The sequence below is a fragment of the Leucobacter fengyongliangi genome (assembly GCF_050971685.1).
GTDB lineage: Bacteria > Actinomycetota > Actinomycetes > Actinomycetales > Microbacteriaceae > Leucobacter.
The window spans coordinates 326,649-351,033 of sequence record NZ_JBPCEU010000001.1; the positions used below are offsets into that span (position 1 = coordinate 326,649).

Annotated in this window: 19 protein-coding genes and 1 tRNA gene; 16 read left to right on the top strand and 4 right to left on the bottom strand. The window is 68.5% G+C overall.

Features of this window, described 5'->3' with window-relative positions:
• Nucleotides 1-70: 70 nt before the first annotated feature.
• Entirely contained in the window at nt 71-1,576 is a 1,506-nt protein-coding gene (locus ACR0R4_RS01550) for an alpha/beta hydrolase (RefSeq protein ID WP_433645568.1), read from the top strand.
• Between the two features lie 16 nt (nt 1,577-1,592).
• On the opposite strand, the gene ACR0R4_RS01555 is transcribed toward ACR0R4_RS01550, so the two are convergent.
• Nucleotides 1,593-2,993 (bottom strand): MATE family efflux transporter, encoded by a 1,401-nt coding sequence (locus tag ACR0R4_RS01555; RefSeq protein WP_433645569.1) that lies wholly within the window; start codon nt 2,991-2,993, stop codon nt 1,593-1,595.
• Nucleotides 2,994-3,178: 185 nt separating this feature from the next.
• Between ACR0R4_RS01555 and ACR0R4_RS01560 the strand changes: the two genes are divergently transcribed.
• On the top strand, nt 3,179-3,838 hold the full coding sequence (locus ACR0R4_RS01560) for a nucleotidyltransferase domain-containing protein (protein WP_433645570.1): 660 nt from the start codon (nt 3,179-3,181) through the stop codon (nt 3,836-3,838).
• Here ACR0R4_RS01560 and ACR0R4_RS01565 read toward each other — a convergent pair.
• On the bottom strand, nt 3,835-4,758 hold the full coding sequence (locus tag ACR0R4_RS01565) for a LysR family transcriptional regulator (RefSeq protein ID WP_433645571.1): 924 nt from the start codon (nt 4,756-4,758) through the stop codon (nt 3,835-3,837). The two genes, ACR0R4_RS01560 and ACR0R4_RS01565, sit on opposite strands and share 4 nt — an antisense overlap.
• A 216-nt stretch (nt 4,759-4,974) precedes the next feature.
• On the opposite strand from ACR0R4_RS01565, the gene ACR0R4_RS01570 reads away from it, so the two are divergent.
• From ACR0R4_RS01570 to ACR0R4_RS01615, 10 genes are all read left to right on the top strand, one after another.
• Nucleotides 4,975-5,940, top strand: coding sequence for an amidohydrolase family protein (locus ACR0R4_RS01570; RefSeq protein ID WP_433645641.1), 966 nt, complete (start codon nt 4,975-4,977; stop codon nt 5,938-5,940).
• Between the two features lie 66 nt (nt 5,941-6,006).
• Nucleotides 6,007-6,699: a 4-carboxy-4-hydroxy-2-oxoadipate aldolase/oxaloacetate decarboxylase gene (ligK, locus tag ACR0R4_RS01575; protein WP_433645572.1), complete on the top strand. Its 693-nt coding sequence runs from the start codon at nt 6,007-6,009 to the stop codon at nt 6,697-6,699.
• A gap of 5 nt (nt 6,700-6,704) precedes the next feature.
• Complete coding sequence (locus ACR0R4_RS01580; protein ID WP_433645573.1) at nt 6,705-7,640, top strand: amidohydrolase family protein; 936 nt, start codon at nt 6,705-6,707, stop codon at nt 7,638-7,640.
• 1 nt (nt 7,641) lies between these two features.
• Nucleotides 7,642-8,940 (top strand): protocatechuate 4,5-dioxygenase subunit alpha/beta, encoded by a 1,299-nt coding sequence (locus tag ACR0R4_RS01585; RefSeq protein WP_433645574.1) that lies wholly within the window; start codon nt 7,642-7,644, stop codon nt 8,938-8,940.
• Between the two features lie 46 nt (nt 8,941-8,986).
• A complete protein-coding gene (locus ACR0R4_RS01590) occupies nt 8,987-9,952 on the top strand; it encodes a Gfo/Idh/MocA family oxidoreductase (protein WP_433645575.1) in 966 nt (321 codons plus the stop codon).
• Nucleotides 9,949-10,923, top strand: coding sequence for an aldo/keto reductase (locus ACR0R4_RS01595; RefSeq protein WP_433645576.1), 975 nt, complete (start codon nt 9,949-9,951; stop codon nt 10,921-10,923). Before ACR0R4_RS01590 ends, ACR0R4_RS01595 begins: the two co-directional genes overlap by 4 nt.
• Nucleotides 10,920-11,621 carry a substrate-binding domain-containing protein gene (locus ACR0R4_RS01600; protein ID WP_433645577.1) on the top strand — a complete coding sequence of 234 codons (702 nt, stop codon included), beginning with the start codon at nt 10,920-10,922 and terminating at the stop codon, nt 11,619-11,621. Before ACR0R4_RS01595 ends, ACR0R4_RS01600 begins: the two co-directional genes overlap by 4 nt.
• Nucleotides 11,622-11,729: 108 nt before the next feature.
• Complete coding sequence (locus tag ACR0R4_RS01605) at nt 11,730-13,724, top strand: M13 family metallopeptidase (RefSeq protein WP_433645578.1); 1,995 nt, start codon at nt 11,730-11,732, stop codon at nt 13,722-13,724.
• 507 nt (nt 13,725-14,231) lie between these two features.
• Nucleotides 14,232-15,251, top strand: coding sequence for a putative endonuclease domain-containing protein (locus tag ACR0R4_RS01610; RefSeq protein WP_433645579.1), 1,020 nt, complete (start codon nt 14,232-14,234; stop codon nt 15,249-15,251).
• Between the two features lie 293 nt (nt 15,252-15,544).
• On the top strand, nt 15,545-16,150 hold the full coding sequence (locus ACR0R4_RS01615) for a 1-acyl-sn-glycerol-3-phosphate acyltransferase (RefSeq protein ID WP_433645580.1): 606 nt from the start codon (nt 15,545-15,547) through the stop codon (nt 16,148-16,150).
• Nucleotides 16,151-16,179: 29 nt separating this feature from the next.
• Here ACR0R4_RS01615 and ACR0R4_RS01620 read toward each other — a convergent pair whose 3' ends face one another.
• Together ACR0R4_RS01620 and ACR0R4_RS01625 are read right to left on the bottom strand one after the other, a co-directional pair.
• Complete coding sequence (locus ACR0R4_RS01620) at nt 16,180-17,241, bottom strand: tRNA uridine(34) hydroxylase (RefSeq protein ID WP_433645581.1); 1,062 nt, start codon at nt 17,239-17,241, stop codon at nt 16,180-16,182.
• Nucleotides 17,242-17,250: 9 nt separating this feature from the next.
• On the bottom strand, nt 17,251-18,033 hold the full coding sequence (locus ACR0R4_RS01625; protein WP_433645582.1) for a FadR/GntR family transcriptional regulator: 783 nt from the start codon (nt 18,031-18,033) through the stop codon (nt 17,251-17,253).
• 223 nt (nt 18,034-18,256) lie between these two features.
• Here ACR0R4_RS01625 and ACR0R4_RS01630 point away from each other — a divergent pair, with 223 nt between their 5' ends.
• The 4 genes from ACR0R4_RS01630 to ACR0R4_RS01645 all read left to right on the top strand — a co-directional run bounded on the left by ACR0R4_RS01630 (nt 18,257) and on the right by ACR0R4_RS01645 (nt 24,082).
• Nucleotides 18,257-18,817 (top strand): YbhB/YbcL family Raf kinase inhibitor-like protein, encoded by a 561-nt coding sequence (locus ACR0R4_RS01630; RefSeq protein WP_433645583.1) that lies wholly within the window; start codon nt 18,257-18,259, stop codon nt 18,815-18,817.
• A 36-nt stretch (nt 18,818-18,853) separates the two neighbouring features.
• Nucleotides 18,854-19,915: a histidinol-phosphate transaminase gene (gene hisC / locus ACR0R4_RS01635; protein ID WP_433645584.1), complete on the top strand. Its 1,062-nt coding sequence runs from the start codon at nt 18,854-18,856 to the stop codon at nt 19,913-19,915.
• 116 nt (nt 19,916-20,031) lie between these two features.
• Nucleotides 20,032-23,859 carry an aldehyde dehydrogenase family protein gene (locus ACR0R4_RS01640; RefSeq protein WP_433645585.1) on the top strand — a complete coding sequence of 1,276 codons (3,828 nt, stop codon included), beginning with the start codon at nt 20,032-20,034 and terminating at the stop codon, nt 23,857-23,859.
• A 141-nt stretch (nt 23,860-24,000) separates the two neighbouring features.
• A tRNA-Tyr gene (locus ACR0R4_RS01645) sits at nt 24,001-24,082 on the top strand.
• Nucleotides 24,083-24,385 lie beyond the last annotated feature (303 nt).

Genomic DNA, 24,385 nt, shown 5'->3' on the forward strand with positions numbered 1-24,385 from the left:
CGCATATGCTGGACACAGTGTAAGTTTCACGCGACCGTTGACCGCGTGATGAACGCCCGAGGGGGATGTCATGGTTCGAATCGGTGGAATAGTTGCGACGGTGACGACGATCGGTCTCACCCTGGCGCTCGGCGGGTGCGCGGCTGAGAGCGCCGACCAGGGGGCGAGCGGGCTGCAGGAAACGAGCTTTCCAGGGGTCTACGCGCAGAATGTCGAGTGGCAAGAATGCGGCTCCGAGTTCGGGTTCCGGGAGGGTTTCGAATCGGCAGTGGCTGATGCGGGCGGCACCGCCGAGGGCGCCCGCTGCGCGTTGATCGAGGCCCCCCTCGACTGGAGTGACTCCGGGAATCACGAGACGATCACCCTGTCGGCGGTGCACTTGCCCGCAACTGGCGACGAGTCGCTCGGCACACTGTTCAGTAACCCCGGCGGACCCGGCGGCAGCGGAGTTGACTTCGCGATCGGACTGACTACCATTCGAAGCTTCGATGCGGTGCATGAGCAGTACGACCTGTTGGGCTTCGATCCCCGGGGCATCGGCCGCAGTACTCCCGTGCAGTGCGAGAACGATACCGAGATCTTCGAACTGGCGATCGCGCTGTGCGCCGACGCGAACCCACTGGCCGACTCGATGGGCTCGGCGCAGGTCGCCCGAGACTTGGAGCTGCTGCGCCATCTCATGGGCGACGAGAAGACCCACTACGCCGGCTTCTCATACGGAACGGTCATCGGCGCGACCTACGCGACGCTCTTTCCCGAGCGCCTGGGGCGCATGATGCTCGACAGTGCCTGGCCAAGCGATTGGTCGAGCCCGCTCGGCTCTCACCAGCAGCGGGAGGCGATTTCGTTCGCGCTGAACGACCTCCTGCAGCAGTGCGCCACCGAGTATGGGCTCGCCCTGTGCCCGCTGAACGGCGAGGATGCCCTGGTGGATATCTCCGATCAGCTTGATCTCGCGCCTCTGCTTGCGAGCGACGGCACTCAGATTGACGGCAGCCTGCTGTCGGGGTATCTGACCGCTGCGCTGTACCAGGCGCCCTCGGGGCGACAGACCGCGCTCGACGTGGTGGGCCGGTCGTTGAGCGGGGAGCAGGCGGCGATCGATCAGATGGCCGACGCGATGAGCGGCGGCGGATCGAGCGTCGGTCTGAGCGGCATGATCGTTCGCTGCCTCTCCTCGCCCCGGGATCCGAACCTGGTCGGGCTGTACGAGTACGTGCGGGAACACGGGCTCCCGATCCGCCTCGGTGGTCCCGAGATCACCGATGAGACGCTTCGCCCGATGTTTGACCTCTCCTGCGATGCGCTTCCTCGCAGCGGCGACGACTACATGATGTTTGAAAACACGAGCGACGTGCCGATCTTGGTCTTCGGGGTCACGGGCGATCACGCGACGCCGTACGCGGGCGCGCAGCAGATGGTTGCCGAACTCGGCAACGCCAGGCTGCTCACGCTCGAGGGCAGCGGGCACATCGCCTCATACTCGAACCGGTCGACCTGTGCTGACGACGCGGCGACGGCCTACCTGCTGCGGGGTGAACTACCCCCCGAGGGCACGGTCTGCGCCGACGACTGACCACGTTGCCGGGGCGCTACACGCCCAGCACCACCCACCGCTCGGTGCGCACGCGCAGCCCCAGCGTCACCGCACGCGCGGCCATGAAAGCGATGGTGAAGGCAGCGGTGAGCGCAGTGAGCCCGCCGACACCTGTGGGCCCGGGGCCGGGGGCAGCCGCGGCCGTGACTTGGGTGATGACCCAGAGCACCGGCAGGTAGGCGGCGAGATTCACGAGGCTCGTCCACGCGAGGTAGCGCGCGTCGCCCGCGCCCATCAACACCCCGTCGAGCACGAACACGAAACCGCCGAGGGGGAGCGATATTCCGAGCACGAGGAGCGACGGGGGAAGCGCAGCCAGCACCGCCGGGTCGTTCGTGAAGATGCGACCGACGACGGGGCTGAGGGCCGCGAGCAGCGCGCCGATGGCCGTGCCGCTGGCGAGGCCCCAGAACACCGATCGGCGCAGAATCGCCCGCGCGCGCTCGGCGTTGCGTGCGCCCAGTGCGTCGCCGATGAGCGCCTGCGCGGCAATCGCGAGCGCATCGAGGGCGAATGCCGCGGTCGAAAACAGGGTGAAGACCACCTGGTAGCCGGCGGTGGCGACCGTGCCCTGGGTCGCCGCGGCCCCGACCGTGAGGAGGAGCGCGGCGCGCAGGCCGATCGTGCGGACGAACAGCCACCCCCCGCTGCGGCCCGCGTGCCCGAGTCCGGCTCGCTGTGGCCACGCGGTGACACCGTGCGCGCGGGCGTGCCGGGAGACGACCACCAGGTAAACCGCCACCATGCCCCACTGCGCCGCGACCGTGCCCCAGGCGCTGCCCGCGATGCCCCAGCCGAGCCCATAGATGAAGATCCAGTTCAGCAGGGCGTTCGCGGCGAAGCCAATGCCCGCCACATACAGCGGAGTGCGGGTGTCTTGCAGGCCGCGCAGCAACCCCGTCGCCGCGAACACCACGAGCATGGCGGGCAGCCCCGCGCACGAGATCGCGAGGTAGGTGTGGGCGTGATCCACTACCTGCGGGTCGCGCGTGAAGAGGCGCACGACCGGCGCGCTCGCCGACCATAGCCCCGCCGCGAGTAGGAGGCCGATGCCGCCCGCAAGCCACAGGCCGTCGACCCCCGCCTGCACGGCGCCGCGCAGGTCACCCGCCCCGCGCCGCCGCGCCACGAGCGGGGTGGTCGCGTAAGCGAGGAAGACCATGAGCCCGACCGCGGTCTGCAGCACCGTCGCCGCGATCGCGAGGCCCGCGAGGGGAATCGCGCCGAGGTGCCCCACGAGTGCGGTGTCGACGACCAGAAACAGCGGCTCGGCAACGAGCGCCCCGAGCGCGGGCACCGCGAGCGAGGCGATGCGGCGGTCGAGGCGGCGGCGGGCGATGTGGCCGCGGTCGCTGATGCGCCGGTTGCTGTTGCGGCGATCCACTGGGGTGGGCATGCTCACCACGCTAGCGCGCACCCTGTGACCCAGGTCGGGTATTTGACTCTGGTCGGGTCGATCTGCCCACATTTACCCGACCAGAGTGAGATCCCCGACGGGGTGAGGCCGCGCGACTCCGGAACCGTACTGCTCGAGCGCGTGCGGCGGGTGGATCGAAGGTCAGCGCCGGGTACGCTGAAGGCATGACATCCACACCGAGCCTCGACACACGCTGGGAGCCACTGTCGGCTGAGAGCGTGGCGGAGCTCTTCGGCGGCACGCCCGCGCGCTGGTGGATCTCGGGCGGCGTCGCCCTCGACCGCTGGCTCGGAGAGCCGATCCGTGACCGCGTCAACATCGACGTCAGCACGACGAGGGCCGATGTCGCACAGTTGGTCGCCGCGCTCCCGGCGCGATACAGCGCGTGGATCCCGGACGGCGACGACGCGGTGAAGCCCTGGCCCGACGCGGCTGACGCGGCCGAAGACGCCGATCTACAGCCGGTGCGCGTGCACGACGATGAGACCGGTGCCTGGGTGCTGCAAATCAACGTCGAGGACGGCAGCCCGCGCGGCTGGCTCTACCTGCGCGATCCGCGGCTGCAGTTGCCGTGGGATCGCGCCGTGCTCGACATCGACGGCATCCCGACCGGCGCGCCGGAGGTGCAGCTCGTGTGGAAGGCGCTGCGCCCTCGTCCCGAGGACGAGCTCGACAAGGATGCCGTGTTCCCCAGGCTGTGTGATGAGGCCAGGGCCTGGTGGGAGAAGGCGATCCTCTCGATCCACCCCCACTCGACATGGTCCATCCACGTGCGCAGCCCACTCACTCCGGCGAAGGCCAGCTGGAATCGTCCGCGCCGCTAGTCGGTGTGCTCGCCGCGATCAGTCTCGACCCCGTCGGCAACGGCGCCCACCACGAGCGCTCGGAACCAGCGCTGCGCGGGTGACAGGCTTGCCTCGCGCCGGGTGTAGAGGGAGACTGGCGTGCTCTGGCCGGGCCAGGGCAGCTCCGCGATCCGCAATCTGGGAAACCACCCACAGAACACCTCGGCGACGTGCCGCGGCAGCAGCACGACGAGGTCGGTCGCCTCGAGCACTGCGGGCACGGTGGCGTACTCCTCGACCGTGAGCGCGACCTGCGGCAGGAGCCCGTGCTCCGAGAGAGCGCGCAGCGGAAAGACGTGGCCGCCGCGGGCCGACACCCGCACGAAGCGGCGATCCGCGAACATGCGGGGCCCGGTGGGGGGCAGCGGGTGGGAGCCGGAGGAGAGCGCGACGTACTCGACGGCGCGTACCCGGGTGCGCCACAAGCTCGGGGTCGCGATCAGCGAGACCGTCATCGCCAGGTCGATGGTGCCGCGGATCAGCCCGTCCTCAACCTGGTCCGCGTCTAGGCGCTCAACCTGCAGGTGGGGGCCCGCGGCCTCGCGTGCGAGCGCCGCCATAATCGGGGGAAGAAACGTCTGCTCGCCGATCGAGGTGAGCCCGAGCATGAGTTCGCCGGTGAACTGCGCCGGCTCGAAGTCATCGGGCACACTCACGACGGCATCGATCTGAGCGAGGGCCTCGTGCAGCGGGCCAAACAATTGGGTGGCCCGGGTGGTCGGCACCATGACGTGGCCCTCGCGGCGGAAGAGGTCGTCGCCGAACCGTTCGCGCAGCCGCGCGAGGGTGTAGCTGACGGTCGGTTGGGTCACGTGCAGTCGGTCGGCGGCGGCGGTGAGACTGCGCATCTCGTAGAGCACGACGAAGGTGCGCAATTGGTTGAGGTCGGGGAGCGCCATGTATCGATCCTATCTATGGGCTGCGCGTGATATATCTATTGGCCCATACCGGCAAACCCGCCTAGAGTCGTGAGTACCAGCATCCGGCATCGTCGCCCGCTCCCGGGCTCCGGTATGCAGCCACCCGCATTCCAATGACAAGGACGCCACACGTTGATCATCGACATCCACGGCCACTACACCACCGCTCCCGCGCAACTCGGAGCCTGGCGTGACCTGCAGATCGCCTTTGCGAACGGTGAGGGCGAGGCCCCCGATCCCGCCGCGCTCCGCATCAGCGACGACGACATCATCGAGACGATTGAGGCCAACCAGCTGCGCCTCATGAACGACCGGGGCAGCGACGTCACTGTCTTCAGCCCCCGCGCCTCGTTCATGGCCCACCACATCGGTGACCTCGAAATCTCCGAGACCTGGGCACGCATTTGCAACGACCTGTGCGCGCGCGTCAGCGAACTCTTCCCCGATCGCTTCCTGCCCGGGGCGATGCTTCCGCAGTCTCCGGGTGCCGCTCCCGAGACCGTCCTCGCCGAGCTCACCCGCGCCGTCGAAGAGTTGGGTGCGGTCACCGTCAACCTCAACCCCGATCCGTCGGGCGGCAAGTGGACGGCACCGGCGCTGACCGATCGCTCCTGGTACCCGATCTACGAGAAGCTCGTCGAGTACGAGCTTCCGGCCATGATCCACGTCAGCACCTCGTGCAAGTCGGTCTTCCACACCACCGGCGACCACTACCTCAATGCCGACACCACCGCCTTCATGCAGCTGCTCAAGGGCGACCTGTTTCGCGATTTCCCCGATCTGAAGTTCGTGATTCCGCACGGTGGTGGCGCGGTTCCCTACCACTGGGGTCGCTTCCGCGGGCTAGCGATGGCACTCGGCAAGCCCGAGCTCGAAGAACACCTGCTGAACAATGTGTTCTTCGACACCTGCGTCTACCACCAGCCGGGCATCGACCTGCTCACCTCGGTGATCCCCGTCGACAACATCCTGTTTGCCAGCGAGATGATCGGTGCCGTGCGCGACATCGACCCGCGCACCGGCCACTACTTCGACGACACGAAGCGCTACGTCGACGCGACCCCGAACCTGACCGACGAGCAGCGGCAGCAGGTCTTCGAGGGCAACGCCCGCCGCCTGTACCCGCGCGTCGACCGCGCGCTGACTGCACGCGGGCTCTGACCGCGGGCAGTGATCCACTGTCTCACCACAGCCCCTAAACCCCAAGAACTCGACCCGGAGAAGATCTTGCGCCTCAACAACCTCGGCATCGTTCACACCAACATCGAGCGGCCCGACCCGGCCGACGTCGCCCGGCTCTCGCAGTTCGGCGTCGCCACGATTCACGAGGCCATGGGTCGCGTGGGCCTCATGCGCCCCTACATTCGGCCCGTGTACACCGGCGCCAAGCTGTGCGGCCCAGCCGTGACGGTGCTGCTGCAGCCCGGTGACAACTGGATGTTCCACGTCGCCGCCGAGCAGGTGCAGGAGGGTGACGTGGTGGTCGCCGGCTGCACCACCGAGAGCGAAGACGGTTTCTTTGGCGACCTCCTCGCCACCTCGCTCACCGCACGCGGCTGCAACGGCCTCGTGATCGACGGCGGCGTGCGCGATGTCGCCGACCTCGAAAAGATGGGCTTCCCGGTCTTCTCGCGCGCGATCAACTCGAAGGGCACCGTCAAGGCGACCCTCGGCTCGGTGAACGTGCAGGTTGTCGTGGCGAATGCCGTGGTCAACCCGGGTGACGTCGTGGTTGCCGATGTCGACGGCGTCGTGGTCGTGCCGCGCGAGCTCGTCGGCGCGGTCGCCGATGCCAGCCAGAAGCGCGAAGACAACGAAGAGGCGAAGCGCCAGCAGTTCGGCGAGGGCGTGCTCGGGCTGGACATCTACAACATGCGTGAACCGCTGGCCAAGGCCGGCCTCGAGTACGTGGAGGACTGATTACCATGGCACACGGCGACACCAGCGGCGGCTTCGAAAAGTCGCCCGGATGGCTCGACTGGTATGACGGGCCCACGACTCCAACCTTCCGCGTGCCCGCGGGCGCGGTGGACGCGCACTGCCACGTGTTCGGTCCGGGCGAGCAGTTCCCGTACGCGCCGGAGCGCAAGTACACCCCGTGCGACGCCTCGGCCGACCAGCTGTTCGCACTGCGCGACCACCTCGGCTTCGAGCGCAACGTGATCGTGCAGGCCACCTGCCACGGCGCGGACAACCGCGCACTCGTCGACGCGCTGCAGCGCAGCGAGGGTCGCGCCCGCGGTGTCGCCACGGTTCGCCGCGATGTCACCGAGGCGGAGCTCGCCGAACTGCACGCCGCCGGCGTGCGAGGCGTGCGCTTCAACTTCGTGAAGCGGCTGGTCGACCGCGTGCCGACCGAGTCGCTCGACGAGATCGTTGCGAAGATCGCCCCACTCGGCTGGCACGTCGTCATCTACTTCGAGGCCGAGGATCTGCCCGAACTGTACGACTTCTTCTCGGCGATCCCCACCGACCTCGTCGTCGACCACATGGGTCGCCCCGACGTGACCAAAGACCCGAACGGCCCCGAGTTTGAGCTGTTCCTGCGCTTCATGCGGGAAAACCCGAACGTCTGGACCAAGGTCTCCTGCCCCGAGCGACTCTCCACCAGCGGCCCGCGCGCGCTCGGCGGCGAGCAGAACGCGTACACCGATGTGGTGCCGTTCGCGCGTCGCGTCGTCGAGGAGTTTCCCGATCGCGTGCTCTGGGGCACCGATTGGCCACACCCGAACCTGAAGGATCACATGCCCGACGACGGGCTGCTGGTCGACTTCATCCCGCACATCGCACCCACCCCCGAACTGCAGCAGAAGCTGCTCGTAGACAACCCCACCCGCCTCTACTGGCCAGAAGGAGCATGACATGGCACTCGATAAGCCATATAAAGACGTCCCCGGCACCATCATTTTTGATGCCGAAATGGCCCGCAAGGGGTACCACCTCAACCAGTTCTCGATGTCGCTGATGAAGCCCGAGAACCGTGAGCGCTACCTCGCCGACCGCGAGGCGTACCTCGACGAGTGGCCGCTGAACCCCGCGCAGCGCCAGGCGGTGCTCGACATGGATCTCAATGCCATGATGGCCGAGGGCGGCAACATCTACTTCCTCAGCAAGATCGGCGCCACGCACGGCCTGAGCTTCCAGCAGATGGCTGGCTCGATGACCGGCATGAGCGAGGCCGCCTACCGCGACATGATGATCGGTGGTGGCCGTCGCCCCGAGGGCGTGCGGCTGAAGGATCTCGACGGGTGGACCCCGCCGTCGACCGAGAAGTCAGAGGTCATGCGGCCCGACGCGCCCGCGAAGTACACCTCGGCGCTGTTCACCTCCCACGTGCCCGCGATCGGCGCGGCGATGGATCACGGCAAGACCGAGGAGCCGTACTGGAAGAAGGTGTTCAGCGGCTACGAGTGGACCCGCAAGTGGGCCAAGGAGAACACCCCTGACGTCGTGATCCTCGTGTACAACGACCACGCCACCGCGTTCGACTCCTCGATCATCCCGACCTTCGTCTTGGGAACCGGCGCCGAATACCCGGTCGCCGACGAGGGCTACGGCCCGCGCCCGGTGCCCGATGTCCAGGGCTACCCCGAATTCGCCGCCCACCTCGCGCAGTCGGTGATCCAGGATGATTTCGATCTCACCCTGGTGAACGAGATGGTGGTGGATCACGGCCTGACCGTGCCGCTCTCGCTCGTATTCGGCGATGTCGAGGAATGGCCATGCAAGGTCATCCCGCTCGCCGTGAACGTCGTGCAGTATCCGGTGCCGTCAGGCCGCCGCTGCTACGAGCTCGGTAAGGCGCTGCGTCGGGCCCTCGACAAGTGGGACGGCCCCGAACTCAACGTGCAGATCTGGGGCACCGGCGGCATGAGCCACCAGCTGCAGGGCCCGCGCGCGGGCCTCATCAACGAGGAGTGGGACAACGCGTTCCTTGACCATCTGATTGCCGACCCGCTGGGGCTTACCGAGTGGCCGCACATGGAGTACGTTGACGAGGCGGGTTCGGAGGGCATCGAGCTGGTCGATTGGCTTATCGCCCGCGGCGCGATGGACGATCAGTTCGGCGGCGAGGCTCCCACAGTGGATCACCGGTTCTACCACGTGCCGGCTTCCAACACCGCGGTGGGTCACCTCGTGATCTCCAACCCCTCGGCGTAATCGGCACCCGCACGCTCCCATTTCGACACAGCAGAAAGACACACGCATGAGTAGTGACAAGGTACGGATCGCCGTCGTCGGCGCAGCAGGCGCCTTCGGCATGAAGCACCTCGACGGGCTGAAGAACATCGAAGATGCGGTGGTGACCGTGGTGAGTGCCACCTCGCAGGAGAAGGCGGATGCCGTCGCCGCGCAGTACGGCGTTCCGAACGCCGTGGTCGGCCTTGACGCGGTGCTCGAGCGCGACGATGTCGATGCCGTGATCCTCGCCACCCCGACGGGCCTGCACGCCTCGCAGACCCAGGCGGTGCTCGCCGCGGGCAAGCACGTGCAGGTCGAGATCCCGCTGGCCGATTCCTTCGCCGATGCCGAGGCGGCGTTCGCCGCGGCTGAGACCGCCGAGGCCTCCGGCAAGATCGCGATGGTCGGCCACACGCGCCGGTTCAACCCCTCGCACCAGCTTGTGCACAACCGAATCACGGCGGGCGAGTTCAACGTGCAGCAGATGGACGTGCAGACGTACTTCTTTCGCCGCTCGAACACGAACGCCAAGGGCGAGCCGCGTTCGTGGACCGATCACCTGCTGTGGCATCACGCCGCCCACACGGTGGATCTGTTCGCCTACCAGGCGGGCAAGATCGTGCAGGCCAACGCCATCCAGGGGCCGATCCACCCCGAGCTCGGGATCGCAATGGACATGTCGATCCAACTGAAGAGCGAAACCGGGGCCATCTGCACGCTGTCGCTGTCGTTCAACAACGAGGGTCCGTTCGGCACCTTCTTCCGCTACATCGGCGACACCGCGACCTATGTCGCGCGCTACGACGACCTGTTCGACGGCAACGAGCAGCAGATCGACGTCACGAACGTCGCGGTGAGCATGAACGGCATCGAGTTGCAGGATCGCGAGTTCATTGCGGCGATCCGCGAGGGGCGCGAACCGAACTCGTCGATCCGTCAGGTGCTCGACTGCTACCGCGTGCTCGGCATGCTCGAGGAACAGCTCGCGTGAAGCTGCCTCGTTTCGGCCTCGGGTGCATGTCGCTGAGCCATGCCTATGGTGTGCCCCCGGCCGAGGCCGAGGGCCTGGCGCTGCTGCGCGCGGCCCTCGATGCCGGCGTGGAGATGCTCGATACGGCGACGCTGTACGGTGGCGGTCGCAACGAGGAACTCGTGGGCCGCGCGATCGCCGGGCGTCGAGATGAGATCGTGCTCGCAAGCAAGGGCGGCATGTCGATCGTCGATGGCGTCAAGGTGATCGATGGCCGCCCAGAGACCCTGCGCGCGCAGGTCGACGCCTCGCTGGGCCGGCTCGGTGTCGATCACGTCGACCTGTACTACCTGCACCGGTGGGACAAGAAGGTGCCGATCGGCGAGAGCGTTGGTGCTCTGGCCGAGGCGATGAGCGCCGGCAAGATCGGCGCAGTCGGCCTCTCCGAGGTGTCGGTCGCGCGGCTGCGCGAGGCGCAGTCGGTGGCACCAATCGCGGCCGTGCAGAACGAGTATTCGCTGTGGACGCGCAACCCCGAACTCGGCATGCTCGAGGCCACGCGACAGGATGGGGTCGCGCTGGTCGCATTCTCACCGGTGGCCCGCGGCTTCCTCGCCGACGGTGTTGCCGACCCTGCGCGGCTCACTGAGAAGGACATCCGCCGCGCGATGCCCCGCTTCCAGGCGGAGAACTGGCCGATCAATGCTGCGCTGCTGCCGCGGTGGCACGCACTTGCCGCCGAGGCTGGCTGCACTCCCGCGCAACTCGCGCTCGCGTGGCTCTTGTCGCGAGGCGAACACGTGATCCCGATCCCCGGCACGACGAACATCGCACACATGCGTGAGAACTTCGCGGCTCGTGACCTGGCGGTTGATCCGGCCCTGCTGGCACAGGCAGGTGAGTTGATCTCGCAGGCGACGGTATCGGGTCCCCGCTACAACCCGGTTGGCAACTCCGAGGTCGATGCCGAGACATTCGAGGACGCGGTATGAAAGCCATCTCGTCGATGGCGACGCGTCACGTGCTCGCCGATTTGGCCGCCGCGTCGGCACAGGCCGGTTTGCCCGAGCTTGAGATCGAATCGGTCGGCGGCGTCGATGCCGCGAAGCGCGTCGCCGCAGGGGAATCGTATGACCTCGTCTTCCTCGCCTCCGATGCGTTGGCACGCCTCGCGGCAGATGGGCAGGTGGATCCCGCCACCGTGCGGCCACTCGTCCTATCGCAGGTTGCCGTCGCCGTGCCGTCGGGCTCGACCGAGCCCGCGATCCGCCCCGAGGGTGTCGCGTTCACCGACGCCGACGGCGTGCGAGAAGCGCTGCAGGCCGCGACCCGCATCGGATACTCGACGGGCCCCAGCGGAACCGCGCTGGTGCAGATGATCGATGGCTGGGGGCTCGCGGGCGAAGTCGGCGATCGCCTGGTGCAGGCTCACCCCGGCATCCCCGTCGCGAAGCTGCTCGCCGACGGCGAGGTCGACCTCGGATTCCAACAGTTGAGCGAGCTCGTCGGGCAGCCGGGTGTGCGCATCCTCGGGGTGCTCCCGGCCGACTGCGCGATCGACACGGTGTTTTCGAGCTCCGTGGCGACGACCGCAGCGGATCCTGCGGCCGCGCAGGCGGTGCTCGACTTCATGGGCTCGGATGCCGCCGCGCAGATCAAGCTCGCGCACAGCTTCGGGGTGCCGCAGTAATCACGCGGGTGCGTGCGTCTCGCATGCAGCTGCGCGCGAGCATCGCTTGCACCCGCTGTCAGCGAACGCGCCGCCGCTCCGAGCGCGCCGCCCGTTAGTGTGGAACGCATGAGTGCTGACACCGTCTCCCCTGGCAATTACGGCCCCGCGGGCGTTGACCTCGCCGAACTCGACCCGGCGATCCGCCCCCAAGATGACCTGTTTCGGCACGTGAACGGGCGCTGGATCGCACGCACCGAAATTCCCTCCGACAAGGCGCGCTACGGTTCGTTCGCGGTGCTCGCCGAGAACGCCGAGGCCGCGGTGCGCGACATCATCACGGGCACCCCGGCACCCGCTGCCGGCGCCCTCGCCGAGACCGAGGCCGACAAGATCGCGGCGCTCTACGCGAGCTTCATGGACGTGGATCGCGCCGATGCGCTCGGGGCGCAGCCAATCGCGCCCGACCTCGCGCAGGCGCTCGGTGTCACTTCGATCGAGGAACTGGTACAGCTCGTCGCCGAGCGCGAGCGACAGGGCGGCTCAGGATTCGCGGGCCTCTACATCGACAATGACCCGGGCGACCCCACCCGCTACATCGTGTTCGTGATGCAGGGCGGCCTCGGGCTGCCCGACGAGTCGTATTATCGCGAGGACGAGTTCGCCGAGATTCGTGAGCAGTACCGCGCGCACATCGCGCGCATGCTGGGGCTCGCGGGGGTCGAAGGCGCGGATCGCCTCGCCGAACTCAGCTACGAGCTCGAGCGCCGCATCGCCGCAAAACACTGGGACCGCGTCGCCAGCCGCGACATCCAGAAGCTCTACAATCTCCGCACCTTCGCAGAGCTGCAGGAGCTGACCCCCGCCCTCGATTGGCGGGCCTACTTGGCCGCGGCGGGGGCACCCGAGTCGGCGTTCTCCGAGGTCGTCGTCGGGCAGCCCGACGCGATCGCGGGTCTGGCAGAGCTCCTCGTGCCCGAAGAACTCGAGGCATGGCGGGCGTGGCTCGTGTGGCAGATCGTGCGTGGATCCGCCGCCTTGCTCTCGCAGGAGATCTCTCGCGCAAACTTCGACTTCTACGGCACCGCGCTCACCGGTGCGACCGAGCAGCGCGACCGGTGGCGCCGCGGGGTCTCGTTTGTGGAGGGCTCGATGGGCGAGGCCGTGGGCAAGCTCTACGTCGAGCGTCACTTCGACGAGTCGTCGAAGGCCGAAATGGACGTGCTCGTCGGGTTTCTCGTCGAGGCGTACCGGCAGTCCATCCACGAACTGGAGTGGATGAGTGAGGCGACCAAGGCGCGCGCGCTCGAGAAGCTCGAGAAGTTCACGCCGAAGGTCGGCTACCCGGTGAAGTGGCGCGACTACTCGAGGCTCGTCGTTGACGCGGGTGACCTGCTTGGCAACTCGCGGCGCGTCGCCGAGATGGAGTTTGAGCGCGAGATCGGGAAGGTGGGCAAGCCCATCGATCGCGATGAGTGGTTCATGACCCCGCAGACCGTGAACGCGTACTACAACCCTGGCTTCAACGAGATCGTGTTCCCCGCGGCCATTTTGCAGCCGCCGTTCTTCGACGCGAACTGGGATGCTGCCGCGAACTACGGCGCGATCGGCGCCGTGATCGGCCACGAGATCGGGCACGGCTTCGACGACCAGGGGTCGCGATACGACGGCGACGGCAAGCTCACCGATTGGTGGACGGAGGCGGATCGCGCCGCGTTTGAGACCCGCACCCGTGCGCTGATCGACCAGTACAACGCGCTCTCGCCCGAGGGTGCCGACGGCAAGACGGTCAACGGCGAGCTCACGATCGGCGAAAACATCGGCGACCTGGGCGGGCTCGCGATCGCGTGGAAGGCGTACCTTTTGTCTCTTGATGGCGCCGAGCCGCCCGTCGTTGAGGGGTTGACCGGTGCCGAGCGGTTCTTCCTGGCGTGGGCGCAGGCGTGGCAGCAGAAGTCGCGGCCCGAGGAAACGGCGCGCCTACTCACGGTCGACCCGCACTCGCCGAACGAGTTCCGCTGCAATCAGATCGTCGCCAACCTCGATGCCTTCCACGAGGCGTATGGCACCAAGCCCGGCGATGCCTTGTGGATGGAGCCCGAGGCCCGCGTCTCCATCTGGTAGCCATCGTTCCGACTCGCGGGTGACGGTTGGCGGGTGGACCGCGGCGCACGGTTACGCGTCGCCGAACCCTGCGTCAGTGCCCACCTGACTCGCTCCGCGCGCCACGCTCGCAATCGGGTGGACCCCCGCGCAGGGATGCGCGCGATTCAACCCTGCGTAGGTGTCCACCGGCTCCCTCACCGAGCAGAGGGGAAGCTCGGACGTGGAGTGGCGAAACCGACCGCTGACCGACGACGCACGGGTGGTGCGGGAGTGCCCGGTCTGGTGCCGAGACGATCCGCTGGAAGCCCGCCCGGTTCATCTCCACTGAGGTGACCCAAGACTCGCCTGGCCACCGTTCCCGACGGCAAGGGCAGGCAACGCCTGCCCGCGGCAGCCTCCAGTGCGGGGTTCGCAGGCGGGTACGTTCAGGCACCACGCGAACCCCAACTCGTGCAATCCCGCTCACACGCATCCAGATGCGGGGAGAACGCGGGCCTTCTCCACAGAACGCGCAAGACCGGTTCCATGCCGCAACAACCCGATCAAGCTGGTTCGATGCCGTATCCCCGCACTCCACTCCCGCAACAACTTGGCGAGGTCTTCACGACCGAACAGGCCCAGGCGCTCGGCGTTAGCCGCGGCAGGCTGCGATGCGCTGATCTCGAGCATCCGTTCATCGGCGTGTATCGGAGGCGAAACCCCGCAGAACACGCGCGGATCAACGACCTTCCACCGCGACAGGCCTGGGCACTGCGGCAGCGACTGAAAGCGGAAGAGTTCGCCGCGATCATGCCAGCGGGCTCGTTTTTCACCGGACGAACGGCGGCGGTTCTCTGGAATCTGCCCATTCCCCCTGCACGAAGTGACGACATCGAAGTGGGCGTTCTCGCGCCGGCGCGGGCTGTCCGCAGGGCCACAGTGCGCGGGTCCCAAATCCGCCAGCATCTCGTCCAGACCACCATGCGCTTTGGTCTCCCGACCCTCACCCCCGCGAGCATCTGGGTGGTGCTTGCCCACCGCTTGGCACTCCCCGATCGTGTCGCGCTGGGCGATGCGGTCCTGAGGCACACGCGTATCCCCGGCACCGATCGACACGAAGACCCGCCGCTCGGAACACGCCAAGAACTGGCCAAACTCACTGAACTCGCCAGACCCGGGGCAACTCTGCTCCGTTGCGCGCTGCCGCTGCTCGTGACGGCTTCGGCCTCGCCGCCCGAGAGCCACCTGCGACTCCTGCTCAACGAGTGGGGGTTTCCCGAGCCCAAGCTCGACGTTGATGTGCGTGGGCCTGATGGCAGGCTGCTCGGTTGTAGCGAGCTCGCCTACCCTGAGTTTCGCGTTGCGCTCGAGTACGAGGGCGATCACCACCGTGTTCTTGTCGATCAGTGGAATCGCGATATCCAGAAGTATCACGACTACGCCGCAAACGGTTGGTCTGTGGTGCGCGTCACCGCGACACTCCAGTACCAGCAGCCACTGGTGTTGCGCGGGCGGATCCACGATGCCCTGCGCCGGGGAGGCTGGGGCGGCGAGGCCGGCGCCTGAAGGGGCACCGCGGGTGGACGCTCCCGCAGGGTTGAAGCGCGCTGAACCCCGTGTGACGGTCAACCCGTTCGCGGAAGCGGGCGTGAGCCCAGTCAAGTGGACGCTCGTGCAGGGTTGAAGAGCCCCGAACCCTGCGCGGCGGTCAACCCGGCGAGGGGGAGGGCTGGGTTTCGAGGTGGCGCTCTGCGGGTGCCGGGCTGCGGCCTGCTGGGACGACTGTCAGGGCGTGGATGAGGGCGGGGGAGTCCGGGAAGCATTAAGCGAGCCGCACCAGTGGGGCGTACGCTGGGTGGATGATCGGGGTCACAATTCGTGCGGGCATCGCGAAGGTGTTTTGGGCGCTCTCAAGGTGGCACCTCGTGCGCGAACAGCATCCGGTCGCGGGGCCCCGCATCCTCATTGGCGCCCCGCACACCTCGAACTTCGACTTCCTCCTGATGCTCGCCATCGCCTGGGATGCTCGCCTGCGCATCCACTGGCTCGGCAAGCGCGAGCTGTTCCGCGGCATCGCTGGCCCCGCGATGCGGGGCCTTGGCGGCATCCCGGTCGACCGCTCCAACGCGGCGGGCACTGTCGACGCGGTCGTGAAGCGAGCGGGTGAGACCGACCAGTTCATCCTGGTCGTGACACCCGAGGGCACGCGCAAGGGTGCTGGCTGGCGCAGCGGCTTCTACCGCATCGCCTGGGCAGCAGGGCTCCCGGTCACACTGGGATTCGCTGATGGAGCCACGAAGTCCGCCGGTCTCGGCGAGACGATCCACCTCACGGGCGACGTGGTGGCAGACATGGATCGCGTGCGCGCGTTCTATCGCGACAAGACGGGGGTGCGCCCCGAGAACCGCACGGACCCCCGCCTCGCGGACGAACAGGGGCTCACCAAGCTCCTGCGAACACAGTAACCGCGGGCCGGGTCGATCGGGCGGATCGCCTAACTTGAGGCAGCGCGGGCGACCGCCGCGGGGGAGGCGTCGGCCGATCCACCGTGTTCGTGGCATCGTTCGACCGCGTGCGCGTCGCACGCCACGAAGCGTGCCCGGCAGGCCGGATCGGCGCAGTTCGCCAGGCGGTTTGACGGCGTGTCGCATACCGCACAGCGGCCGACCACCGCGGCACCCTGCGCAAAATCGATCGATTCGCGGCCGTCGAATACCGCGAGCGATCCCTCCCACAGCCCGTCGTTGCCGAAGGCCTCGCCGTAACGCACGATGCCCCCGTCAATCTGGTAGACCTCGGTGAACCCGCGTTCGAGCATCGCCGCAGACAGCACCTCGCAGCGGATCCCGCCCGTGCAGTAGGTGACGACCGGGCGATGCTTGAGCTCGTCGAACGCCCCCCGCTCGATCTCGCCGATGAAGCCGTGCGTGGTCGCGACCTCGGGCACCACGGCCCCCTTGAATCGGCCGATCGCCGCCTCGTAAGCGTTGCGACCATCGAAGAACACGACCTCCTCGCCGCGCGAGGCGACCAGCTCGTTGACGGCCTCGGGCGACAGGTGTACCCCGCCCCCGACCACGCCGCCAGCGTCGACCTGCAACTCGTCGGCGGTGCCGAACGCGACCAACTCGTCGCGCACCTTCACGTTGAGCTTCGGGAAGTCGACGATTTGCTTCCAGGGCGCGGGGCGCCGCTTGCCGGTAAGGGTTCTGCCACTGCGCAACGGACGCTGAGTGGAACCCGCACCAACAAAACCAGCACCCGCACCAGCAGAACCAGCAGCAGCCCCCGCGCTCTCCGTCTCAGAGACAAACCCGCTGCCCGCGCTCCACTTCACCTCGAGCCCGGCAAACGGCCCGTACTCGCGCGTGCGACGCAGGTACTGCTTGCACGCGTCGAGCTCGCCGCCGACTGTGCCGTTGATGCCGTGCGGCGAGATGATGATGCGGCCGCGCAGGCCGAGCGAGGCGCACAGTTCGCGCTGCCACAGGCGCACCGCTTCGGGGTCGCTAACGGGCGCGAACGCGTAGTACAGCAAGATCTTGGGCTCAGACACCCGACAATGCTAAACCTTCTGGCTGCGTCGATCCTCGGCGCTGCGGGCCACATCAATGCGCTGCTGCGCCTCGGGGGTGCGCACGAGCGCCGGCACCACCTCGTGCTGGTCGTTCACGATCACGACGTCGTGGTCGACGTGATCCGCCATCGAATGCACCGCGTCGATGAAATCGCGGCGGCGAATCGCATCGAGCACCCGCGCGTGATCTCGCTCCATCTCGCTCGCGGTCGCGACGTTGGCGAGCCGCCCGCGGTGGGCGGGCGTGCGCAACTGATCGTTAGTGCCCGCGTACAGTGACGCGAGCAGGCGGTTTTTCGCCGCATCGAAAATCAGTCGGTGGAAGCGGCTGTCGAAGGCCGACGACTCGCCCCCGTTCATCAGCACTGGGCAACGCGTGCAGCCCTTCTCGTCGATCGCGGCCTGTTCGAGCGCCTCGAGGTCTTCGTCGGTGCGCTGCAGGGCGGCCTGCTGCGCGGCCTCGATCTCGAGCGCACGACGGTAGCTCAGAATCTCTTCCAGCGTGAAATCGCTGAGGTACTCGTTGAGCAGCGCGCTCGTGGGTGCCGCCGAGCGCACGAAGGTGCCGCGCCCGGGCAGCGTCTCGAGCATGCCGATGCTGGCGAGCGATCGCACAGCTTCGCGCACGGTGGATCGGCCAACGCCCGTCTGCTCGGCCAGCTCTGGCTCGATCGGGATTCGGCTGCCCACCGGCCACGTGCCCATGGTGATGTTGCGACGCAGATACGCGAGAGTGGCGCGGGCCCGTTCAGACCCTGTCGTAATTGCCATGTCCCACCCCAATTCGCGACTCAAACGTATCCGCGCGCTGCAGTGTGCACGGTTCCCTAAAGTATACCGAGTGGATCTATGCGTGGCGTTGCCCGGGGCCCTAGGCTGAAGTCGACCTCCTTGCGCGTCTCCCGCACGGGCTCAATTCACGAGGCAACCGGGATGGTCAGCGAAGAATACTCAGCGAACCCCGAAGTGCAGCCCGCAGAGAAGTGAGGCCCCCATGACCCATCAGAATCCCTCCCGCGGTGAGATCTATCCCTATGCCGGGATGCGACAGGTACCCGAGTTCACGCTCACGAGCAGCGACATCAGCGAGGGCGAACCGCTACCCGCGCAGGTGTTTGATGCCGTCTCCGGGGGCGAGAATCGCTCGCCGCAGCTGAGTTGGTCGGGTTTTCCCGCCGAAACCCGGAGCTTTGCGGTGACATGCTTCGACCCCGACGCGCCGACGGGATCCGGCTTCTGGCACTGGGCCGTCGCGAACATTCCGGCAGGCATCACCGCACTGCCGAGCGGCGCAGGCGACCCCGCGGCGGGGCTTTTGCCCGAGGTCGCGATCACCATGCCCAACGAAACGAGGGCACCCGAGTTCATCGGCGCCGGGCCCCCCGCGGGCACGGGGGTGCATCACTACTGGTTCGTCGTGCACGCGCTGAGTGTGGATCGCATCGACATCGACCCCCAGGCCACCCCCGCGGTGCTCGGGTTCCTGATGCGCGACGCGGTGCTCGCCCGCGGCATCCTCGTGGCGACCGGCGAATACGGCGGGGCCGCCTCGTAGCCTGACCCGCGACCCGCGAATCGGTAGAGTGTGCACATGGTTGTGCAGCGCGATGGCATCGAAAAACTTCCCGCCTACATTCAGGGCAAGGCGATCCCGAATGCGGTGAAGCTCTCGTCGAACGAGAACCCGTACCCGCCGCTCGCGTCGGTGCGCGAGGCAGTCGAAGGCCAGCTGCAGGGGTTCCACCTCTACCCCGACACGGGGGCGGTGGAGCTGATCCACCGCATTGCTGAGGGGCTGAGCGTGCGTCCCGAGCAGATCTCGGTCGGCGCGGGCTCAACCGAGGTGCTCATGCAGCTCATTCAGTCGTCGGCGGGTGAGGGCGACGAGGTGATCTTCCCGTGGCGCTCGTTTGAGGCGTACCCGATCCTCACCCAGGTTGCCGGCGCGACCCCGGTGCCCGTGCCGCTGACTGTCGACGAGCGACACGACTTCGCCGCGATGGCCGCGGCGGTGACCGAGCGCACCCGACTGATTCTCGTGTGCAGCCCCAACAACCCGACGGGCGCGGCCGTGACCGAGCGCGAGCTGGAGGAATTTCTCGCTGCGGTGCCCGCACACGTGCTCGTGGTCTTTGACGAGGCCTACGCTCACTTCAATACGGCCGACGAAAAGGCCGACGGGCTCGACTTCTTCCGCCGCCACGAGAACGTCGCCGTGCTGCACACCTTCTCGAAGGCGTACGGCCTCGCGGGCCTCCGGGTCGGGTACGCGGTGGCGCACGAAGCGGTCATCGCGAACCTCCGGCGGGTCGCACTGCCGTTCGGGGTGAGCAATCTGGCGCAGGTCGCGGCCGTCGCCTCGCTCGCGGCCGAGGCCGAGCTGCAGGAGCGCATCGACGTGATCGTGACCGAGCGTGCCCGCGTGCTCGACGCACTGCGCGAGGCCGGCTGGCATGCGCCCGATTCCTTCGCCAACTTCGTGTGGTTGCGCACGGGCGAGCGTACCCCCGAGATCGATGCCGCGCTGCAGGAGCACGGCGTGGTCGTGCGCGCGTTTGGCAGCGAGGGCGTGCGTGTCACGGTGGGCGCCCCCGAGATGAACGACCGGTTCCTCGCCGCGATCGCCGAGGTGGATCCGGCCCCAGCCGCGTAGCCGCTGCGTGCGGGGCGCGACCCAAAGATTCGCGCCGCAATCGCAACCGGGCGGCGCTGCGCCTCGCGCCCGCGTGCCCTGCTGGCACAGAGGGGGCATCGCCCTACAGTGGGCATATGGGTGTGGATCGCGACGAAGTCGACGGGGTCGCCGCTGCGGCCGAAGCCCGAGTTGAGGCGTGGCTCGCCCAGCTCGAACAGTCCGGCGCCGACCTGCTCGAGGGAGTGCGCCGCGATCCCGGGGGGTTTGCGTTCACGCGCGGGCTCCTGGAAACCATTGTTGGTTCTGCGGATCCCTTCGCCGCGGCGCTGGGCCTGCGCGAAGCCTCGCGTAACCTTCCGCCTTCGCTGCCCGCGCGAGACCGGCTCGCCATGCGGGCCGGTGGCATCGCCTCGCTCGGCTTGCCCTGGGCGGTGCTGCCGATTGCCCGGCGCTGGCTGCGCGAGCGGGTGTCGCCGCTTGTGCTCGCGGCAAAGATTCCGGGTGACGAGGGTGCCGACCTGGGTGCCGACACCGCAGATGCGCCGGAGAGAAGGCCCGAGAAGAAGCCGGAGAAGCGCGCGAGAAAGAGTGACCTGGGCGAGGCGATCGCCAGTAACCGCGAGGCCGGGCTCACCACGGTGGTTGCCCTGCGCGGCGACGACGTGCTCGGGCCGGCGGGTGTCGAAACCGCGATCCACCGATTGAAGCTGCTCGCATCGCTGCCCGAGGTAACGCATCTCGCGATCGATCCTGCCCGGGTGCTCGCGGGCGGGAGCGACTGGTCAGTGGATCGCGACGCCCAGCTCGCCGCACTCGCCCTGCGGCCCGTGCTGGAAGCGGCGACGGCACACGACACGACCGTCTCGCTGACGCCCACCGGCTACCGCGGGGCGCTCCTCGCCCCCGAGATCCTGGTGCGCGCGCTCACCGCCGCGGCCTGCGACGGCCTGCGTGCCGGAGTGACGCTGCTGGCCGAGCTGCCCGAGTCGCGCGGCATCGCCGAGCGACTGATCCGCTTTGCGCACCTGCGCGCGAAAGACGGTGGGGCGCCGCTCGAGGTCACCGTGGACATCGCCGGGATCTCGGGGCGCGAGCAAATCGCCTCGCTGGGCACCGGCCTCGCCGTACCGACGCTCGGGGGGCGCGTTGCGCAGGAGGCGCAGTGGCTCAGGCTGATGGATCTGCTGCTTGGCGCGAGCGCAAGTGGTGCCCTACGGGTGGTGGCCGCGAGCGAAGATCCGCACCTGCTGGCCGCGGCGCTGGAGCTTGCCGAACGTCGCGGGGGTGCCTACACGATCGAGCTGCAGCTGCGCGCCGGAACCGCCGACGGATTCGCTCGGGCGCTCTCCGCGGCCGGGCATCGGGTGCGCGTGCACCTGCCATTCATCCCACCGAAGGAGTTTGCCGGGGCGCTCGGCACGTTGATCGCGCTCGCCGCCGAGGCCGCAGACACCGAATCGACGCTCGCCCGACTGGCCGCGCTGGTGGAGGGGGCGAGCGATCCCGTCGACCCGCTCGAGGACGGGCGCGACGGGGTGCACCCGGCGCGAGCTCGCGGCCTGGCGGCGCTCGAAGCCGAGCGGGAGAGCCTGCGTCAGGCCCTGGAGCTGGCCTCCGAACCGTTCCCAGCCTCGCAACGCACGCAGCGGCGCGACCGAGAGTGGGATCCGAGCGAGCGCGACAGCGCCCTGTTCTACCGCCCACCCGCCGATACCGAGCGCTTCGACACGGGCGGCCTTACCGCCGCGGTGCTCGGACTCACCCGCGGATCCACCGGCCGCATCATCCTCGAGCCCGCGGGGCCATCGCTGCGGCTTCCGGTGATCTCCGAGTCGGGGTTTGCGAATGAGCCCGACACCGACGCGACCCGCCCCGAGAACCGCGAGTGGGTGCGGAGGCTGCTCGCGCAGGCCCGCGACGAGCGCACGGCCCAACTCGGCGATGACACCCCCTACGACGCAGAGGTGGATCCCGAGGCCATCATCGACCACGCACTCGCGGCGGGCGAAGCGTGGCGGGCACAGCGCCCCGCCGACCGCGCCACCCGGGTGCGCCGACTCGCGCTGGGCACCGTCGCCGCGCGTGACCGGCTCGTCGTGGCGCTCGCGAGCGAGAGCGGAGCACCCGCGCCGGTGATCGATGCCGAGATCAACGGTGCCGTCGATGCCGCGCGATACCTGGGTCAGCTCACTGCGGGCCTGGGCGCGGTACGCGGCGCCGAGTTTCAGCCCGATCCGCTCGCCCTGGTGGTGGCGGAGGCCGGGGTGCCGCTTGACGAGCGCGCGGAGGCGCTGATTGCGGTGCTGGCCGCCGGATCCACCGTGGTGTGCGTCGCCCACCCCACCGTCGCGCGGTCGACCGCGGTGCTGCTCGAAGAGTGGCAGGCCGCCGGGTTGCCGGCTGGCCTGGTGACGCTCGTGACCGCGGGCGGCGAGCGTGCGACGCGCTTCGCCGCAGACACCCGGGTGGATCGCGCCCTCGTGCTGGGCGGCAGGAGCACCGCCGAGGCGTTCGTGCGTCGTCGCCCCGACCTGCGGGTTTCGGGCCGGTTCCGCGCGCTCGGGTCGAGCCTCATCGCGCCCAGCACCGACCCGGTGGCGGCCGTGCGCGCGGTGGTGCGGTCTGGGTTTGGCGCCGGTCACGCGAGCCCGAGTCTGGCGCGCGCGCTGGTGCTGCTCGGGTCGGCGGCCCGCTCGCGCAGGCTCCGCGGGCAGCTCGAGGATGCCGTGCGCGCGCTGCGCGTGGGCGATACGGGGCGGCCGGGCGACCAGGATCCACTGATTTTTGATGTCGGGCCGCTGCCCGAGCCGGTGAGCGAGGCGGGGAGGCGAGCACTCACCGAGCTGCAGCCCGGCGAGGAGTGGCTCGTGGAGCCCGAACAGCTCGACGACGAGGGGCGTCTCTGGCAGCCTGGCGTACGCATCGGGGTGCGACGCGACTCGTCGTTCTGGGCGGATGCGGTCGGTGTGCCGGTGATCGGCGTGATCGCGGCGCGCACCGTCGACGAGGCGATCGCGCTGCAGGGCGAACTCGGGTGCGGCAGCGTGGCGGCGCTGCACGCTGGCGAGGAGAGTGAGATCGTGCCGTGGCTGGAGCGCGTGCGCGCGGCGACGCTGGTGGTGGGGCGGGCCACAACGGGTGGGCGCATCGAGCGGCTTCCGGGTGGTGGGCTCGGGCACTCGGGCATGGGGGCGCAGCCGCTGGCGGGCGGCCCGAATCGGCTGGTGACGCTCGGATCCTGGAGGCTGCGCGAGGGCACGCCCAGTGCGACGCTGCACCTGCGTGGGCTCGATCCCGAGGTGCAGATCTTGATCGAGACGGCGCAGTCGGCGCTCGACTACGAGAGTTTTGACCACGTGCGGCGGGCCGCGCTCAGCGATGCCCTCGCCTGGCGCACGACGCTGGGGCGGCTGCACGACCCGATCGGACTGGGCGTCGAGCGGAACCTACTGCGGCACTGGCCGGTGTCCACGCACGTGCGACTCGCGGAGGGTGGCGAACTCGGCGATCTGATTCGGGTGCTCGTCTCGGCGTTCACTGTCGGGGCGCCGGTATCGGTGTCGACGGGGGCGGTGCCGCCAGCTGGTATCTCTGAGTTTCTTGCCCGACAGGGCATCACCGTGTCGCTTGAGCGCGACGAGGCATGGCTCGAGCGGATCGCGGTGGCCGGGCCCGCCGGTCACGCCGGAGGCGCGGGCGGTGCTGGCGTGGTGCTGGATGACGGTTCGCCGGCGTTGCGGGTGCGCCTCATCGGTGGCGATCGCACCCGAGCGGCCGAGTGGATGGGTGGGCTCGCCCGCGTGACGCTGTGGGCCGACCACGTGACGATGGCCGGGCCGGTGGAACTGCTGGCGTTCCTGCGCGAGCAGGCGGTGTCGGTGGCCGCGCACCGGCACGGGTTGGCATCTCCGGTGGCGGGCCTCGATGAGTGGATCGAAGAGGTCAACGCGCGCGTGCGGTGAGCCGCCAGGTGGGTGGCGGATCCGCTGCGGGACTGTGTCTGCGTGTGTGTCTGCGCGACTCCCAGGTGGGTGCGGCACGCGTGATTTCCGTTCGGGCGCGCGACCCAGTAAAGTGATTCTCTGGTCGTGTAAATGACCGATGGCGGGTTACCCGAGCGGCCAAAGGGGGCTGACTGTAAATCAGCTGGCTATGCCTACGGGGGTTCGAATCCCTCACCCGCCACAGAAACGAAGGCCCGAACAACGTTGAGAAATCAACGAAGTTCGGGCCTTTTCTGTTGCTCCGCTGCCGCCCGTGGCAACAAGACGGGGTCGGGGACCCGGGATCCGCATCTCGATTCAGTTACTGAGAAGTCAAAATATGCTCGACTGCGAGCTGAACGCCAGCGGATTTCGACCTCTCGGCGCGGGGGAGGGTATTCCACTCGGCCGCGGTGAGCGTGCTGCCCGGGGGCGTCTGCCCGATCTACCCCCAATCTGCTGCGCGCCCAGCGCGCCCAGGGATGTGCCGCCAACGGTGGTCCAT

Coding starts and splice junctions, on each gene's coding strand:
- ACR0R4_RS01625 (WP_433645582.1), bottom strand. CDS start 18,033: ATGGCAATTACGACAGGGTCTGAACGGGCCCGCGCCACTCTCGCGTAT.
- ACR0R4_RS01580 (WP_433645573.1), top strand. CDS start 6,705: ATGGCACACGGCGACACCAGCGGCGGCTTCGAAAAGTCGCCCGGATGG.
- ACR0R4_RS01610 (WP_433645579.1), top strand. CDS start 14,232: ATGCCGCAACAACCCGATCAAGCTGGTTCGATGCCGTATCCCCGCACT.
- ACR0R4_RS01605 (WP_433645578.1), top strand. CDS start 11,730: ATGAGTGCTGACACCGTCTCCCCTGGCAATTACGGCCCCGCGGGCGTT.
- ACR0R4_RS01630 (WP_433645583.1), top strand. CDS start 18,257: ATGACCCATCAGAATCCCTCCCGCGGTGAGATCTATCCCTATGCCGGG.
- ACR0R4_RS01585 (WP_433645574.1), top strand. CDS start 7,642: ATGGCACTCGATAAGCCATATAAAGACGTCCCCGGCACCATCATTTTT.
- ACR0R4_RS01640 (WP_433645585.1), top strand. CDS start 20,032: ATGGGTGTGGATCGCGACGAAGTCGACGGGGTCGCCGCTGCGGCCGAA.
- ACR0R4_RS01590 (WP_433645575.1), top strand. CDS start 8,987: ATGAGTAGTGACAAGGTACGGATCGCCGTCGTCGGCGCAGCAGGCGCC.
- ACR0R4_RS01600 (WP_433645577.1), top strand. CDS start 10,920: ATGAAAGCCATCTCGTCGATGGCGACGCGTCACGTGCTCGCCGATTTG.
- ACR0R4_RS01550 (WP_433645568.1), top strand. CDS start 71: ATGGTTCGAATCGGTGGAATAGTTGCGACGGTGACGACGATCGGTCTC.
- hisC (WP_433645584.1), top strand. CDS start 18,854: ATGGTTGTGCAGCGCGATGGCATCGAAAAACTTCCCGCCTACATTCAG.
- ACR0R4_RS01615 (WP_433645580.1), top strand. CDS start 15,545: ATGATCGGGGTCACAATTCGTGCGGGCATCGCGAAGGTGTTTTGGGCG.
- ACR0R4_RS01565 (WP_433645571.1), bottom strand. CDS start 4,758: ATGGCGCTCCCCGACCTCAACCAATTGCGCACCTTCGTCGTGCTCTAC.
- ACR0R4_RS01560 (WP_433645570.1), top strand. CDS start 3,179: ATGACATCCACACCGAGCCTCGACACACGCTGGGAGCCACTGTCGGCT.
- ACR0R4_RS01555 (WP_433645569.1), bottom strand. CDS start 2,993: ATGCCCACCCCAGTGGATCGCCGCAACAGCAACCGGCGCATCAGCGAC.